At 67.5% G+C, this 15,497-nt stretch carries 16 protein-coding genes; 3 read left to right on the plus strand and 13 right to left on the minus strand.

Going from position 1 to position 15,497, the window contains the following annotated elements:
* Positions 1–35: 35 nt before the first annotated feature.
* Together ACI2L1_RS01865 and ACI2L1_RS01870 are read left to right on the plus strand one after the other, a co-directional pair.
* Positions 36–2,321, plus strand: coding sequence for a hypothetical protein (locus tag ACI2L1_RS01865; RefSeq protein ID WP_404737335.1), 2,286 nt, complete (start codon positions 36–38; stop codon positions 2,319–2,321).
* Positions 2,296–2,988 carry a hypothetical protein gene (locus tag ACI2L1_RS01870; protein WP_404737336.1) on the plus strand — a complete coding sequence of 231 codons (693 nt, stop codon included), beginning with the start codon at positions 2,296–2,298 and terminating at the stop codon, positions 2,986–2,988. Before ACI2L1_RS01865 ends, ACI2L1_RS01870 begins: the two co-directional genes overlap by 26 nt.
* Positions 2,989–3,815: 827 nt before the next feature.
* Here the strand turns inward: ACI2L1_RS01870 and ACI2L1_RS01875 are convergent.
* The 13 genes from ACI2L1_RS01875 to cpaB form a co-directional block, all read right to left on the minus strand.
* Entirely contained in the window at positions 3,816–4,448 is a 633-nt protein-coding gene (locus tag ACI2L1_RS01875; protein ID WP_404737337.1) for an OmpA family protein, read from the minus strand.
* Between the two features lie 8 nt (positions 4,449–4,456).
* Positions 4,457–5,038: a hypothetical protein gene (locus tag ACI2L1_RS01880; protein ID WP_404737338.1), complete on the minus strand. Its 582-nt coding sequence runs from the start codon at positions 5,036–5,038 to the stop codon at positions 4,457–4,459.
* A 36-nt stretch (positions 5,039–5,074) separates the two neighbouring features.
* The gene (locus tag ACI2L1_RS01885) at positions 5,075–5,680 is read right to left on the minus strand and encodes a pilus assembly protein TadG-related protein (RefSeq protein WP_404737415.1); all 606 of its coding nucleotides are present in this window, start codon (positions 5,678–5,680) and stop codon (positions 5,075–5,077) included.
* The gene (locus tag ACI2L1_RS01890) at positions 5,677–5,838 is read right to left on the minus strand and encodes a Flp family type IVb pilin (RefSeq protein WP_280897346.1); all 162 of its coding nucleotides are present in this window, start codon (positions 5,836–5,838) and stop codon (positions 5,677–5,679) included. The genes ACI2L1_RS01885 and ACI2L1_RS01890 overlap by 4 nt, the downstream gene beginning before the upstream one ends.
* 112 nt (positions 5,839–5,950) lie before the next feature.
* Positions 5,951–6,757, minus strand: coding sequence for a response regulator (locus ACI2L1_RS01895; protein WP_404737339.1), 807 nt, complete (start codon positions 6,755–6,757; stop codon positions 5,951–5,953).
* Positions 6,758–6,777: 20 nt separating this feature from the next.
* Positions 6,778–8,202, minus strand: a complete 1,425-nt coding sequence (locus ACI2L1_RS01900; protein WP_404737416.1) for a sensor histidine kinase — start codon at positions 8,200–8,202, stop codon at positions 6,778–6,780.
* A gap of 17 nt (positions 8,203–8,219) precedes the next feature.
* The gene (locus ACI2L1_RS01905) at positions 8,220–9,110 is read right to left on the minus strand and encodes a DUF5936 domain-containing protein (RefSeq protein ID WP_404737340.1); all 891 of its coding nucleotides are present in this window, start codon (positions 9,108–9,110) and stop codon (positions 8,220–8,222) included.
* A gap of 13 nt (positions 9,111–9,123) precedes the next feature.
* The gene (locus ACI2L1_RS01910; RefSeq protein ID WP_404737341.1) at positions 9,124–10,068 is read right to left on the minus strand and encodes a type II secretion system F family protein; all 945 of its coding nucleotides are present in this window, start codon (positions 10,066–10,068) and stop codon (positions 9,124–9,126) included.
* A gap of 12 nt (positions 10,069–10,080) precedes the next feature.
* Entirely contained in the window at positions 10,081–11,418 is a 1,338-nt protein-coding gene (locus tag ACI2L1_RS01915) for a CpaF family protein (RefSeq protein ID WP_404737342.1), read from the minus strand.
* Positions 11,419–11,431: 13 nt separating this feature from the next.
* Positions 11,432–11,791 carry a TadE/TadG family type IV pilus assembly protein gene (locus ACI2L1_RS01920; RefSeq protein ID WP_404737343.1) on the minus strand — a complete coding sequence of 120 codons (360 nt, stop codon included), beginning with the start codon at positions 11,789–11,791 and terminating at the stop codon, positions 11,432–11,434.
* 1 nt (position 11,792) lies between these two features.
* On the minus strand, positions 11,793–12,182 hold the full coding sequence (locus ACI2L1_RS01925; protein WP_404737344.1) for a TadE/TadG family type IV pilus assembly protein: 390 nt from the start codon (positions 12,180–12,182) through the stop codon (positions 11,793–11,795).
* Positions 12,179–13,429, minus strand: coding sequence for a CpaE family protein (locus ACI2L1_RS01930; protein ID WP_404737345.1), 1,251 nt, complete (start codon positions 13,427–13,429; stop codon positions 12,179–12,181). The genes ACI2L1_RS01925 and ACI2L1_RS01930 overlap by 4 nt, the downstream gene beginning before the upstream one ends.
* A gap of 9 nt (positions 13,430–13,438) precedes the next feature.
* Positions 13,439–14,146 (minus strand): Flp pilus assembly protein CpaB, encoded by a 708-nt coding sequence (gene cpaB / locus ACI2L1_RS01935; RefSeq protein ID WP_404737346.1) that lies wholly within the window; start codon positions 14,144–14,146, stop codon positions 13,439–13,441.
* Between the two features lie 146 nt (positions 14,147–14,292).
* Here cpaB and ACI2L1_RS01940 point away from each other — a divergent pair, with 146 nt between their 5' ends.
* Positions 14,293–15,495 carry an RNA-guided endonuclease InsQ/TnpB family protein gene (locus ACI2L1_RS01940; RefSeq protein ID WP_404737347.1) on the plus strand — a complete coding sequence of 401 codons (1,203 nt, stop codon included), beginning with the start codon at positions 14,293–14,295 and terminating at the stop codon, positions 15,493–15,495.
* Positions 15,496–15,497: the final 2 nt, after the last annotated feature.

The following is a 15,497-nucleotide window of genomic DNA, read 5'->3' on the forward strand; positions in this document are numbered from 1 at the left end:
GTCACACGATCGTCTTACGGGGAGAAGTCCGGCCGATGCCGACGTACGAACAGCTCTACCACCTCAAGCTTGGCAACCTCAAGACCGCCGTCGACCGGTGGGTTGAGACCTCCACCAAGTTCAAGGGCCTGCACACCTCTTTCGGCGACAGGGTGGAGCGGCCGTACAAGGAGGCGGGCTGGCGGCAGCCGGTCATGACTGCCGCCCTCGCGGGTACCAGGGCGAACGAAGCCAAGCAGGAGTTCGAAGACGCCGGAATCGAGGCCGACGGTATCGCCAAGGTACTCGGGGATCTACACACCAAGCTCAAGGCCTATCAGGCGGAGCTGCGTGAGTGCGCCGACGTGAAGGCCAAGAACAAGGGGCTGCACGTCAGTGCCAAGGGTGAGGTCACCGCACGCGACGACCTGTCGGACGACCCGATGCGCCACCACGACCCCGACTATCAGGACCTCATCCGTCAGCAGCACGCCGACATCGACGCCATCGTCGCCGAGCTGGAAGGCATCCTGCAGAAAGCCACTGAGGCGGACGAAGAGGCCTGCTACGCGTTGAACAAGAACCTCGGCAGCAACAACGGGGACTTCAACGACACCGTCTACACCTCGCTGAACGAAGCCGACGCGACCCGGGACTCCGCCCGCGCCCTGGAGCTGGCCGGCAGGGGCAAGGACATGACGGATCAGGAGCTGGCCGAGCTCAACGCGCTCCTCAAGGAGCACAGCAAGGACACAACAATCACCGCCGATGGCAAGGAAATCAAGGACAACCGCTTCGCCGAGAAGTTCGCAACCGGCCTCGGCCCGAAGGGCACGCTGGCCTTCTGGTCCGAGATGGCCGACCCGTACGGCGGAGCCTACGGTCGCAGCGAGGAACGCGAGAAGCTCCTCAAGGACCTCCAGAACCAGCTCGGCACCACCCTCGGCAATGCGACCCACTCCGACAGCAAGGCCATGACGGAGTGGAAGCAGGAAATGATCAAGCTCGGGCCGCAGCGGCTGGAGATCGACGACGCGGGCAACCCGTACGGCTTCCAGGTGATGAGCAACCTGATGCGGCACGGGGAGTACGACAACGCGTTCCTTCAAAGCTACGGCGACACCCTCATCAAGACCGAGAAGCCCTGGAATGACGGAGACGCCAGCCACGGTTTGGGCCTGGATCGGCTCTGGACCGGCAACTTCAACAGCGGCGATCTCAACTTCGGTGCCAAGAACGACCGCGGCAACGACCCGATGACCGGCTTCCTCGAAGCCCTCGGCCACAACCCCCAGGCATCGGCCAAGTTCCTCTCCGACGACGAGCACTTCGACTACTTGGTCGGCGGCGATGAGGACACCAAGGCCCGCGTCTGGCCCCATGACACGGCGTTCGGCGGTGACCGGGACAAGATCGGCGGCTACGACTCCCTGGGGCACGCGTTGGAATCGGCGACGCTGGGTGAGGCTTACGGCACTGACCCCTCCCACCCGCACCGTGACATGGAAGGTGCGACCAAGGTCATGGAGAAGGTGGTCGAGCGCTACGGCGCCGACCCCGGCCTGGTGAACGAGCGCGACGGCCTACAGGACAGCGTCGCCAGGATGGGCGCCGCGTACATGGACGACCTCAACTACCAGGTGGCGGACATCGGAGATGCCGGTGACCTGATCGACAAGGACAAAAGGTTCCCCGCGGACGATCACGGCCGACTGGACGTCACCTCACGGGAGGCGAGCAACTTCCTCTACGGCTTGGCCCAGGACAAGGAAAGTCACGCGGCACTCTCGATGGCCCAGCAGGCCTACACGTCAGGTCAGCTCGCCGACCCGAACACGACGAGCACGGACGCTAGGGCCGTGGCGAGTGTCGGGGCGACGGTGCACGGCATCCTGGACCAGGGACGTATGGACGCGATCGACGAAAAGTACGGCGACGACCTGGACGCCAAGAACAAGGAAATCGCGGAATCCACAGCGTGGAAGACGGCCGCCACCAGCATGGCCGTGGGCGCCGGGGTAGGACTCGTCGCGGTGCCCACCATGGGAGTCGGCGCTATCGCGGTCCCCATTGCCATGGGGGTGGCAGAGGGGAGCGCCAACACCTACTTCGGGAACTCTTTCAACGAGGCCGCGGAGGAAGAAGCGAAGCGATACGAAGACAAGAAGGACGACGAGCGCCGCATGGACAAGCAAGAATACATGGACGCGGGCTTGACGACATCGGTCGTGCCGGTGAAGTCCTATGTCGCCCAGCACGCCACCACGGAGAGCGAGAGGGTCCAAATGTGGAGCGACGTGAAGGGAGCATACTTTGATGGCGCTCAGTATGCGAAGAGTTGAGATGCGCAAACAAGGCAGATCAACTCCGTCGCTCCTCTCCCCGTACCGGACGACGTTGAGCCTTCCGATCGTTGCCGTGATAGTCCTGATCGCTACCGGCTGCTCAGATGAAGGAAGTTCCCCGAAAGGGGAGAAGCTTTGCAGCGGTTCCGTCAGCGCAGCAGCGGAAACCGCGCTGGAGAAGCTGACGGGTACTTCATCCCCCACTTCCAGGATGGGATCCTCTTCCTCCACCCCTAAGGAGTTGAAGAAGAGGGCTCTGGAGACCGAGGGAGATCCCTGGAAGAGCAACACCATGCGCTGGTTTTGTTCTGTTGGTGACAAGGCCGAAGAAAAGACACTGGGTGTCGGAGCATCCTGGTCCCTAGTGGATTTTTCATATGCCTCGAATGAAATCAATAAGGGGTCAAAAAAGTATCTCAGAATTTCTCCCGGCGCGATCATCGAGAAGGGTGAGAACGGTCGCACTGACGTGTACTTTCCGTGCCAGATCGCCAAGGATGGCAAGAAGACCGCAGCATACACCATGGATATCAATATCTCGACAGACCTTTCCAATGGGCAGGATTTTCAATCCAATCTCAACAAGGTCCTCCTCTCCGTTGCCCGCTGGATGTCCAAACAGGTTGAATGTGTAAACAACCCGGAAATTCCGGCCTCCACGTAACGCGGCTTCCACCTGAGCCGCTTCTTGGCCGAGGGATATGAATGGGAATCCCAACGGATGCGCAATCCGCTGTTCGTGGGGGTGCCCCTCGTGCTGATCGGCGGCGGGGCGTTCGCCGTTTTCCTGGGTGCGGGTGACTAGCCCGTCAACGGTCGCCATGGGGCCGCCAACAGGGGCAGTTCAAGCGTGCCTGTGGTGGGTTACTGCCGTACGAGGACTGAAGGGGCTCGTGCCTGACGAGGTCGCGGGTGAAGTGAATCAGTACGGCACCAAGCTGGAGCCCGGTCAGGAGAGCCGTTCCCAGGTGAGCTGCACTGTGAAGTGGCCGGGGCACGGCTCGGTGCAGGTGCGTGCCGAGGAGATCACGGCTGGCGGGGGTTATCAGGAATACGAGGTGCCCGGCCTTACCGGCGGGGTCGGGAAGGACGTGGCGCCCTGGATCGTCGCCGAGTGCCTAGGCGCACTCGACCGCCAGGTGCGCCTGGTACCCGGTAGGTATGTCGTCGCCGATGTCGATCTGCCGGTTCCCGGCAAAGGCGAGCAGGCCCGGTACCTCGCGGACTTCCGGACCGCGGTTCAGGTCGCCAACGGGATCACCGCGAAGCTACGAGGAGCACACGCAGCACTCCCGGCTGCTCAGCGTATGCACCGCCGCGGTGTCCGCGGCCAGTTGGGCCGGACCCCTCAGCCAGGCGGCAGTGGACCAGTGCAACATCACGGAAGACACCTTCGACTCCGCAGAGCAGCACGATCACGGGCTTCGGCGGGCACGCGGGTCATGACATCAGAGGCGCCGTGCGTAAATCACGCACACCCCTTTCGGCTGCTCAGCTCTCCCCCCGCGGGAACGACACCTCCACCCTGCGGTTCTTCTTGCGGCCCGTCTCCGTCGTGTTGGAGGCGATCGGGTAGTCCTCCGAGTAGCCGCGGACCTCGTACGTGATGCCGGAGTCCTTCAGTTCCTGGTCCAGGACGTCCTGGACGGCGTTGGCGCGCTCGCGGGAGAGGGTGAGGCCGTGGGCGTAGCTGCCGAGGTTGTCGGTGAAGCCGAAGACGCGGATCTGGGTGGCGTTCTGGTTCTTGATCTCGGCCGCGATGGCGGAGATACGGGCCTTTGCCTCACCGTTCAGCTTCGAGCTGTCCTTGCTGAACAGGACCTCCGCCTGGAGGGCGAACTTCACGTCCGCGTTGGTGTCCTCGCGGCGTTCGTCTCCGCTCTGGTCCTCGACGACCTGCTTGATGTCCAGGACCTTCGCTTCGGCGAGGGTGGCGCCTTCGGGGAGCTTGAGGTCCGGGTCGTTGGGGTCGACTTCGACGGGGGCGGTGGCGGAGGGCTCGGTGCCGGGGGGATAGCTGGGGTCGCCGCCGTCCGCGTGTGCGGGGGTGAGGGTCAGGGCGACCAGCACCGAGGCGACGGTCACGGCCAGGGCGAGGCGGGGTGGGGTGTGGGTGGCGGTCATCGTCGGGGTCATCCGGAGATCTGGATGGTGGCGGAGGCGAAGGTGGGGAGTTGGAAAGCCACCTCTGTCGTGCCTTCGGGCGGTGCGGGGAACTGCATGAACACGGCGAGGCTCTCACCGGCCTTGAGGGTCGAGAAGCCTGTCGTGGTCAGCGGGCGGCCGTCCGTGTCCCGCAGCACGTAGTAGCGCTTCTTGCCCTTCGAGTCGACGAGCGTGGCGCCACCCAGCGACCGGCCGTTCCTCACGATCTCGGTCTCGTCACCCCGCACCGCCGCCGGAACGACGACGCTCTTGTCGCTGTCGTTCTTCAGGGTGCCGTTCACGGTGACGAAGCCGCCGGCGTCCCGTTCGGCGGAGGCGATCTGGAGCAGCAGCCCGTCCTGGCCCTTCAGTTCGGCCATGGGCACGTCCGACTGCCCTTCCTGCGTGCTGGGCTGGGAGCCGCTTTCCTTGGAGGCGGAAGCCGAGGACTCCGGCTTCTTGTCATCGCCGCCGCCTCCGCCGCAGCCGGCCACACCGACGGCCAGTCCGGCCGCGACCGTCAGCGCGACGATCCCCCTGCGGGCCTTCGCCGTGAACCGAATGCTCATCACTCTGCTTCCTTCGTCACTGGTGTCGTCAGCTTGTCAGTCCGCCAGGTGGACGTCGAAGAGATCCTCGGGTTTCGGGAGATCCGTGAGGTCCTTCGGGTCCAGGTTCCAGTCAACGCCGTCCTCGCACGTGAGCTTCGGCAGCACGGCCGGGTCGGCACCCACGCCGGGGAGCTCGAACTCGCAGCGCGGCTCGATCACGGCCGTGGCCTTCTCGGTCGAGTGCTCATCCTCGGTGCCGGGGACGATGGAATCTCCGACGGGCTGGTTGGTCGTCGACACGACGTTGTAGCCCGGGGGCGACAACTCCGGCTGCGGTGTGCACTGCACGGTCGCGTCGTTCTGCGCGGCCAACTCGGTCGCCCGCGCACACCCCCCGTACGCCACTCCGCCGCCGTGGAAGATGTCCTTCCACTTGGTCGGATCGAGTACGTTCTCCACCCACTCGTCGGTGAGCTTGTCCCTGGTGTCCAGGGCCGCCGCCAGGGCAGCCGCGTCGGCCGCGGTCTGGGCTCTGTTCCGATTGGCCGCTGCCTGGCCGACCGCGAGATAGACGAACGCAAGCAAGAGCAGGCCCCCCACTACCGTGATGTAGATGGGGAAGGCCTGCCCTGCGTCGCTGTGCGGAAAGAGACGCGTCAGCCGCCGGTCACGTTGGCGATCTGCTCGGTGATCGCGTCGTAGATCGTGCTGCCGATGTCCGTCCCCGTGATCGCCAGCACGATCGCCACCACCACCGCGATGATCCCCAGGTACTCGACCGCGGTCTGACCCTTGTCGTCGTTGAACCGGTTGCTCATGGTGGGCCCCTTCGGCGTCATCGCTGTCGACCTCCGGAACGTAGGCCGGAGTCGTCGGTTCTGCGGAGGGTCCCTGGGCCCAAATCCGGGCCCAAGTCGGTGTCTTCACGGGTCACCCCACTCCCCGGTTCGAACCCGGGGCCGTGCCCAGCCACTTGGCGGCGGCCTCGGAGCGGCTGGTGCTGTGGAGCTTGGCGAAGATGCGGTTGATGTGGTTCTTGACCGTCTTCTCGCTGATGAAGCAGGCGGCGGCGATCTGCTGGTTGTTGATGCCGGATGCGATGAGGTCCATGATCTCCGCCTCCCTCGCGCTGAGTTGGAAACGCGACCGGTCCGACAAGGACTGTCCCACAGATGGTTGCAATTGCGAAAGCCCCTGCGGGGAAATTGTGGAGACGGCAGTTGGGAGTTGCGGGGTGACGTGTGCAGTCGCACTTGGATCGCGGAGTTGGGTGAGCAGGGCCGCCGTTGCCGTGGGGGTGGTGTGGGCGCGGCCCTCCTTGGTGTCCCTCACGGCCACGACCAGCTGGTCCGCCGTGAACTCGCCGTGCACCAGGTAGCCGTCGGCTCCCCTGCGCAGCGCCTCCCGCACGATCTCCGGCTCTCCGCTGTACGTCAGCATCAGCACCGGCGCGATCGGCACCAGGTACGGGAGCGCCGAGATCCCGTCCACGCCCGGCATCCTGACGTCCAGGAGGATCACGTCCGGGCGGTGGCGGCTCGCGGCCTCGTACGCCTCACGGCCGTCCGCCGCCTGCGCTACGACCGTGATGTCCTCGTGGCCCGAGAGGAGGGCGGTGAGGCCCGCTCGGACCACGGGGTTGTCGTCGGCGACGACGATCCGGACGGGGGTGGGCTGCGGTGCCGTCGGGAAGAGCGCGAACGGGCGTGGAGTGGGGGGTGTCGGTTCGTGCGGCATGTCGCTGCCTCCTCTCGTGGTCATTGATCAGCTGGTGGGGGTGTCAGAGGGAGTTCCAGGCGGACTTCCGTGCCCTTCTCGTCCGCGCCTTCGCCTATGTGAATGCGGGCGCCCACCGACTCCGCGCGTTCCACCATGCCGACCAGGCCGAAGTGGCCTGCCCTGCGGAGCTCTTCGAGGGTGGTGTCCGGGCGGAGGCCGCGGCCGTCGTCCTGGACGCTGATGCGGAGCCGGCCGTTCTCCACGGCCGCGGTGACGTCGATGTGGGTGGCCTGCGCGTGGCGATGGGCGTTCTCCATCGCCTCCTCGGTTATGGAGAGGAGTTGGCGGGCCACCGAGTGGGGGACGGACAGGACGGGCAATCGGCCGACAGGGCCCTGGTAAGTCGTCGGGAGGGTGGTCCTCGCCCTGAAGTTCCTTGTGCGGATCGCCAGTTCCGTCAGTATGTCCGTGGTGGGGGAAGGGTCTGGGTCCCGCCGTAGGTCCGTGAGCAGTTCCCGGGACTCCGTCGCCGCTCTGCGGGCTGCCCTGGCCACCAGTTCCGCCTGTTGCTTGAGGAGGGCCGGGTCCGGGGTGTCGGCGGCCGCCGAGGTCGCCAGGCCCTCCGCCGCCAGCGCCACGCCGTGCAGGGTCTTCGCCACCGAGTCGTGCATCTCCCTTGCCAGACGGGCCCGTTCCTCGCTGATCGCCTCCGTCACCGCCAGGCGTGCCTTCATCGCGGTGAGGGCCTGGGTCGCCGTGCCGAAGCGGAGCAGGAGGTTGCGGAGGGTGGAGCCGACCGCGCCGGTGATCACGCAGAAGCCGGGGAGGAGGAGGGTGTCGGCGGGGGTGGTGTTCGGGTGCGGAAGGGCGGTCTGGGCCAGGAGGAGGATCAGGGCCTGAAGGGAGGCGAAGACCGCGGCGCCTCGCCAGCTGTAGGCGATGCCGGCGAGGAGGGGGGTGCACACGCTGACGTAGGCGAGCGTGGTGTCGGGCCCGGCGGAGATCAGGAGGAGGCTGCCTAAGAGGGTGTCCGCGGCGAGGAGGGTGGGGTGGCGGAGGAGGAGGGGGCCGAAACGTTCCCAGTCCCTGAAGAGGGCGTAGGAAGTGATGAAGGTGATGACGACCGCGGCGCCTACGAGGCGGGCGCCCAGGCCGGGACTGGCGTTGAGGAGAGCGGCGGGGGCGGCCAGGGCGATCATCGCGAGGCGGAAGCCGAAGACCTGGCGGCACATGGCCTGGAGGGCGTTGACCTGGATGTCGAGTGCGGGTGCGTGGCGGTGCGCGTGGTTCGTGTTCCCACCCGCACCACCTGTGCGGCCCGCGTCGTCGGGTGCGGGTGGCCCCTGTGGGGGATGATCGCCGTCGGCGACCGCGTGTCCCACCGCATGCACCGGCCTTCGCGAATCCGCGGCCCTGCCCCACACCTCCGCCTTCACATGCAGGCGTCTGCGCGCACCCGTCATCGACACAGCCCGACCCCCTACTTCCCCGTGATCGTGCCGAAGTCGGTGCCCGAGCCCAGCAGCAGACCCGCGGCCAGCAGCAGCATCGTGGCCGGGACCATGAAGGTGGTGATCATCATGGTGGCCTTGGGGACCGCGCGGGCGGCCTTGCGGCGGGCGTTCTGGGCGTCCGTGCGGCGCATGTCCTTGGCCAGGGAGACCAGGGTGTCCACGATGGGCGCGCCCAGTTCCTCGCCCTGCTGCAGTGCCGTCACGAACATCGCGACCTGTTCCGAGTCGTTGCGACGCCTCAGCTCCGCGAAGGCCTGGCGGCGGCTCATGCCCAGGTCCATCTGGCGGAGCGTGATGCGGAGTTCGTCGGCCCAGGGGCCCTCGTACTTGGAGGCCACTCGGTCGAGGGCCTGGCGGAAGCCGAGGCCCGCGCTCACCACCACCGCGAGCACGTCCAGGAAGTCGGGGAGGGTGCGCTCGATGACGTCCTTGCGCACCCGGATCGCCGACCAGATGCCGACCTCCGTCCAGAACGCCCCGAAGGCCAGCAACAACAACGCCACCAAGACCTGTCCCCGCAGCAGGAAGACCAGGAAACCCAGGCCGCCGAGGAAGCCGTACACCGCCCTGCGGGCCGCGTAGCGGTTGATGGTCAGGCCGCCGGGGTTGCCCGCCAGGTCGATCTTGCGGCGGTACTTCGCCACCTGTTTGGGGCCCATCAGGCGAAGGACCGCGGGGGCGTACCGCATGCCCATACGGTCGATCAACGAGTCCACCGCGCCGGTGCGGGTCGAACCCACCTCCAGCGCCAGCACCAGGTCGCTCGGGAGTTTCACCTCCGCGCGGTACATGCGGATGCCCGCGAAGACGCCCCACACGCTCACGGCCATCAACAGGGCCAGTCCGACAGCGATCATGTCCGCACCCCCCTCAGACGTCGATCCGGGACAGGCGGCGGATGAGGATGAATCCGACCGCGTACAGGGCGAACGCGATGATCACCGCCCCCTGGCCGAGCGGTGAGCCGGTCATGCGTTCCAGGGCGCCGTCCTTGACGCCGTTCATCAGGAACAGCGAGCCGATGCCCAGCACCGGGACGGCGTACGACGTCATGCTCACCTGGGAGAGCTGTGTGCGGACCTCGCGCCGGGTCTCCTTGCGTTCCTCCAGCGTCTCGGTGAGGTTGCGCAGCGCGCTGACCACTTGACCGCCCGCCCGGCTCGACAGGACCAGCGTCGTCACCAGGACGACCAGCTCCCGGGACGGTAGCCGTTTCGCCATCTCGTCCAGGGCGTCCTCCATCGAGACGCCGACTGCCAACTGGTTGGCCACCTTCTCCAGTTCCTCCCCCGCCGGTGCCTCCAGTTCCTCCGCCGCCATGCCGATCGCGGTGCGCAGGGCGAGGCCCGCGTGGGTGGCGTTGGCCAGGATGCGGGCCAGTTCGGGGAGTTGGTTGATGAACTTCTCGATGCGTTTCTGGCGTTGCCAGTTGAGGAACTGGACCGCCGCCCAGATGCCGAGGAGCCCGGCGATGGGGCCGAAGAAGGGCGCCAGCGTCTGCGAGCCGACCAGCCACAGACCCGCCACCACGGCGAGCATCGCGGCGAAGAACTCACCCGGCGTCACGTCCAACCCCGTCGCCGCCAGGCGGAGTTCGATCTGCCTGCCCAGCCGGGTGCGCCGCAGCCGGCGGTCCAGGTCCCGGAAGTACCGGCGGCGGCCCACGTACGCGACCTGCCCCGCCGACGACAGACGGTCCACCAGGGCCGCCCGTTGTGCCCGGCCCTTGGCGAAGACGTGCAGGCCCACGACGGCGAGGACCAGGGCCAGCAGGGTCGCGCCGGTGGTGAGCATGATCAGGGAGTCGAGGTCCATGAGCGTGGGGTCCTACCTGGCTTCTCGGATGGCCAACTGGCTTGTGGACTGGGCCACGCCGAAGGCCTGGGGGGTGGGCTGGCTCGCCATGTAGAGGCGGTCGACGGTACGGCGCGGGAGCGGGAAGTACTCGAACTGGCCGTAGATCCGGCCGTCCGCGGCCATCGGCTGGGGGTTGAAGCGGGCCACCGTCACCAGGCGGTACGGCTCGCTGCCGTGACTGTCGAGCAGGGCGATCTCGGTGATGCGGCGGGCGCCGTCGGCGAACCGGGTGAGCTGGATGATCACGTCGACCGCGCTGTTGATCTGGTCGTGCAGGGCCTCGAAGGGGACCTCGACCTCCGACATCGATGCCAGGGTCTTGAGCCGCATCAGCGCGTCCTCCGCGCTGTTGGCGTGGACCGTGGCGAGGGAGCCGTCGTGGCCCGTCGACATCGCCTGGAGCATGTCCAGGGACTCGCCGCCGCGGACCTCACCGACCACGATCCGGTCGGGGCGCATGCGCAGCGAGTTGCGGACCAGGTCGCGGATGGTGACCCGGCCCTGGCCCTCCACGTTCGGCGGACGCGACTCCAGCCGGACCACATGCCGCTGCTGGAGCTGGAGTTCGGCCGAGTCCTCGATGGTGATGATCCGGTCGTCCTCGGGGATCAGGCCCGAGAGCGCGTTCAGGAGGGTCGTCTTCCCGGTGCCCGTCGCGCCCGACACGATGATGTTGAAGCGGGCCTGCACCAGGCCCGCCAGCAGATACAGCATCTGCTCGTCGAGCGAGCCGAAGCCGGACAGTTCCTGGAGCGTGTAGGAGCGGGGGAAGCGGCGGATCGTGAGGATCGCGCCGGTCAGGGACAGCGGGGGGATGATGACGTTCACGCGCTCGCCGGACGGGAGGCGCGCGTCGACCATCGGGTTCGTCTCGTCCACCCGCCGGTTGACCGTCGAGACTATTCGCTCGATGGTCTGCATCAGCTGGTCGTGGGACGGGAAGCGCAGCGGCAACTGCTCGACCCGGCCCCCGCGTTCGACGAAGATCGAGTCGGGGCCGTTGACCATGATCTCGGTGATGGAGGCGTCTTCGAGCAGCGGCTCCAGGATGCCGAGGCCGAGGGCCTCGTCGACCACCCGCCGGATCAGCTGCGAGCGTTCGACGGTCGACAGGACCGGTCCCTCGCGGCTGATGATGTGCCCGAGCACCCGCTCAAGGCGGGCCCTGCGCTCGGCCGCCGCCAGCGCGCTCATCTCCGCGAGGTCGATCTCCTCCAGGAGCTTGGCCCGGTAGGAGGAGACGAGATGTCCGTCCTCGCCCCGACTGCCGTTCTCCTCGGGGGTGTTGATGCGGGACCGCAGGCTCATGGGGGTACCTCGTTCAGTGGTCGAGCGGCATGGTGGCGGTCTTGACGGCGGGGTCGAAGCTCCAGCCGGGGACCATCGACGGGATCTGGACGGTGGCGGTGACGGTGACCGAGTCGCCGCCCCCGCCCTCGGCGCAGTCGACGGACAGCCAGTCGCTGATGGCGTTCACGCAGCCGTCCTGCGCGCTGAGGTCGAGCGAGGCCGCCCGCGCTCCTGCCCTGGCCGCGGTGCCGGCCTGCTGGGCGGTGTAGGCGATGAGCCCGATCTGGACGCCGGCCATGGCGACGAGGATCAGGATCGGTATGAAGCCGAGGTATTCGAGGGCCACTTGGCCACCGTCACGGTGTTCTCGGGTCTTCCGGGAGTACGACATCTCAGTCCTTGTCCTCCTCCACCGCGCCCGCGTGTCCGTCGACCTGGAAGGGGAAGGCGATCGAGCCCGGGAAGAGGACGGGGACGTCCAGCTGGACATCGGCCGTGACATAGCCGCCGCCGGTGGCGCAGTTCACGTCGCCGGTCCAGGCGCCGGGCAGCTTGTCCAGTCCCGCTTCCTCGCATGCGGCCTCCCGCTCCCCCGGCGCCGCCGCCGTCGCGGCCCGTACCGCCTCGTCCGCAGCATTCCCCGCGAGCGTGAAGGTGTACCCCAGCAGGACGAACTGCCACAGCAGCACCAGGGTGATCAGGATCAGCGGGGTCATCCCGAGGAACTCGATGGTCACCTGCCCCTCGTCGCGCCGGGGCCCGCGGAAGGCGCGCGCGTTCATCTCCCCAGCTCCCTGCGTCGCCGAAGGGTCAACGCCCCCCGCTCCCGGCCCCCGTTGCGATGGGAGTTCACCTCAGTGCCCTTGACCAGGCCCAGTTCACCGGCGAGGGCCCACAGGGCCTGCTTGACCGTGCCTCTGGCGTCGAGTTCGTGGACCCGGCCCGCGTCGACCGCGCCCTGGAGCTCCTTGAAGTTCGCGGGGATCACGGTCGCCGCGACTCCGGTTCCGGTGATCTTCTGGATGAGCGCGGGCTGGATCTCCGTACCGCGGCTGTGGCGGTTGACGACGACCGTGGTCTCCTCGGCCTTGCGGACCTGGAGGCGGTCCCACATCCGTACGGCGCGTTTGGCGCCGCGTACGGCGACCACGTCCGGCGTGGTGACCAGCAGGGCCGTGTCGGCCATCTCCACGACCGCCGCGCCCGCTCCGCTGAGCTGGGACCCGCAGTCGACGACCACGACCTCGTAGCGGGAGCGCAGGGCGCTGACGATCTGGCGGGCGGCGCGCTCGGTGACCTCCTCGCCGCGTTCGCCCTCGCCGGGGGCGAGCAGCAGCGCGAGGCCCGTGTCGTGCGGGAAGACGGCGTCGGCGAGGACGCGCGGGGAGATGTCGGTGATGGTGGCGAGGTCGACGACCGAGCGGCGGAACTGGACGTCCAGGTAGGAGGCGACGTCGCCGGTCTGGAGGTCCATGTCGAGCAGAGCGGTGGTGCGGCCTGAGGCCTGGGCGGCGAGGGCCAGTTGGATGGCTGTGGTGGTGGCGCCGACGCCGCCCTTGGCACCGCTGACCGTGACGACGGTGCCGCCGACGCCGGTGAAGACGTCGGTGGCGGCGCCCAGGTGCCGTCGTACGCCCACCGACCACTGGGCGACCGCGTGCACCCGGGTGGCGAGTTCCTCGTAGCCGAGCGGGAGGGCGATGAGGCCGCGGGCGCCGTAGTCCATGGCGGCCTGGAAGAGGCCGGGGCTGAGGTCGGAGGTGACGAGGATGACGCCGACGGCCGGGAAGCGCAGGGCCACCTCGCGGATCAGTTCCAGGGCCGGGACGGGGCCGATCCGCTCGTGGACGACGACCACTTCCGGCAGCTCGTCGATGGACTCGGCGGCCAGGCGGGCGAGGGTGTCGATGAGCTGGGTGGAGTCGGTGACCGGGGCGACGGGTTCGGCGTCCGGGAGCTGGCTGAGCAGCGTGGTGAGGGAGCGGACCGCGTCCGTGTCGCCGACTGCCGGGAGGATCCTCGTGGGCATGGCGGCCTCTCACTTGTCCTTCGCGAGTTCGTACGTGCGGTCCTGCTCGGGGACGGTGCCGGTCTCGCCCGGGGCGACCAGGGCGAGCCGGACGCGCTTGGCGAACGACTCGGCGTACGTGATGCGCTGGGCGTCGAGGGCGGAGAGCGCGAAGGTGATGGGGCGGGCCTCGGTGGCCGCGCGGGTGCGGTCGTCGGCGTCGGGCTGGAGCGGGGTGAGGTCGCCGACGTCCAGGACCCGGGCGTTGGTCACGATGATCTTGGACTGGTCGGGATCACCCTCCCGCTGTCCCTCGAAGGTGGCGTACACGTTGACCGCCGATCCCGGTGTGATCTTGCCGGCGACGCCGGTCGCCGCATCGATCATGATGGCGACCTCCTGCTGCCCGGGCTGCAGCGCCGGCTGGTCGACGATCATGTCGCTCTGGAGCAGGGAGCCCTTCTTGAGGGTCGTCACGGCGATCTTGTCCTTGATCGCGGCGAGATCGGTGATCGCGTTCGTGGAGAGCCAGCGCTCGGGCATCTCGGTCTTCTCGAACTGCGCCGCGGCGAGCCGGGTGTAGGGCTCGATGTCCTTCTTGACCTCGTACGCCGTGACCTCGGGGCCGACCTTGGACTTCACGTCGTTGATGACGGACAGCACGCCGGCGAAGGCCGCGAGGGCGCCCAGGACCGACAGGAGCAGGAGTATCACGCCGCGGCGCTGACGGGAGTTCATCGGGTGCCTCCGAGGAAACCCCGGCCTTCAGGCCGGGGAGGAAACGGACTCCTGCGGAGCAGGGTGATCAGCCGGGATTCGACACCTGGGCGAAGCCCAGTACCGTGGCCCAAGGATTTGATCTTAACTAGTAGTAGCGTTAGTTTGTGAGCGTGGCCGCAAACTACGCGAAGCGGGCGTTCAAGTACCGCTTCTATCCGACGGATGCGCAGGCAGCCGAGCTGTTGCGCACCTTCGGATGCGTGCGGAAGGTCTACAACATGGCGCTCGCCGCCCGTACGGCGGCCTGGGCGCGGCAGGAGCGGGTCAACTACAACCAGACCTCGGCGCTGCTGACGACATGGAAGAAGACAGAGGAGCTGGCCTACCTCAACGAGGTGTCGTCGGTTCCGCTCCAGCAGACCTTGCGGCACCTGCAAGTGGCGTTTACCAACTTCTTCGGCAAGCGGGCGAAGTACCCACGGTTCAAGTCGCGGAAGAAGTCCCGCAAAAGCGCGGAGTACACCACCAGCGGGTTCCGCTTCCGTGAGGGGAAGCTGACTCTCGCCAAGATGAGCGAGCCGCTGGCCATCGTGTGGTCCCGTCCGCTGCCCCGGGGCGCGCAGCCGTCCACGGTGACCGTGTCGCAGGACGCGGCAGGGCGTTGGTTCGTGTCGATGCTGTGTGAGGACCCCTGCGTTACGTCGCTGGCGGCCATCGACACGGCGGTCGGCGTCGATGTCGGCCTGGATCACCTGCTGACCCTCTCCACCGGAGAGAAGATCGCCAACCCCCGGCACGAGCGCCGCGACCGTGGCCGTCTGCGCCTGGCCCAGCGGCGTCTGGCGAAGAAGGCCAAGGGTGAGGGAGCCAACCGCGCCAAGGCCCGGCGCAAGGTCGCCAAGATCCATGCGAAGATCACCGATCGAAGGCGTGACGGCCTGCACAAACTCTCGACGCGACTCGTCCACGAAAACCAAGTGGTCGTCATCGAGGACCTGACCGTCCGCAGCATGGTCAAGAATCACACCCTCGCCCGCGCGATCAGCGACGCGGCATGGACGCAGTTTCGGGCGATGCTGGAGTACAAGACAGCCTGGTACGGGCGCGAACTCGTGGTCGTCGACCGCTGGTTCCCCTCGTCCAAGCTGTGCTCCGCCTGCGGCACCTTGCAGGACAAGATGCCGCTCAACGTCCGCACCTGGACGTGCGACTGCGGCACGACTCACGACCGGGACGTGAACGCGGCGAAGAACCTTCTGGCGGCCGGGCTGGCCGTGTCTGTCTGTGGAGCTGGCGTAAGACCTCAACGGAGTACTCCGGGCGGGCGGTCGGCTGTGAAGCAGAAAACCCCACGGCGCGAGCCGTAGGA

It is taken from the genome of Streptomyces sp. NPDC019531, from assembly GCF_044903305.1.
Classification (GTDB): Bacteria; Actinomycetota; Actinomycetes; order Streptomycetales; family Streptomycetaceae; genus Streptomyces.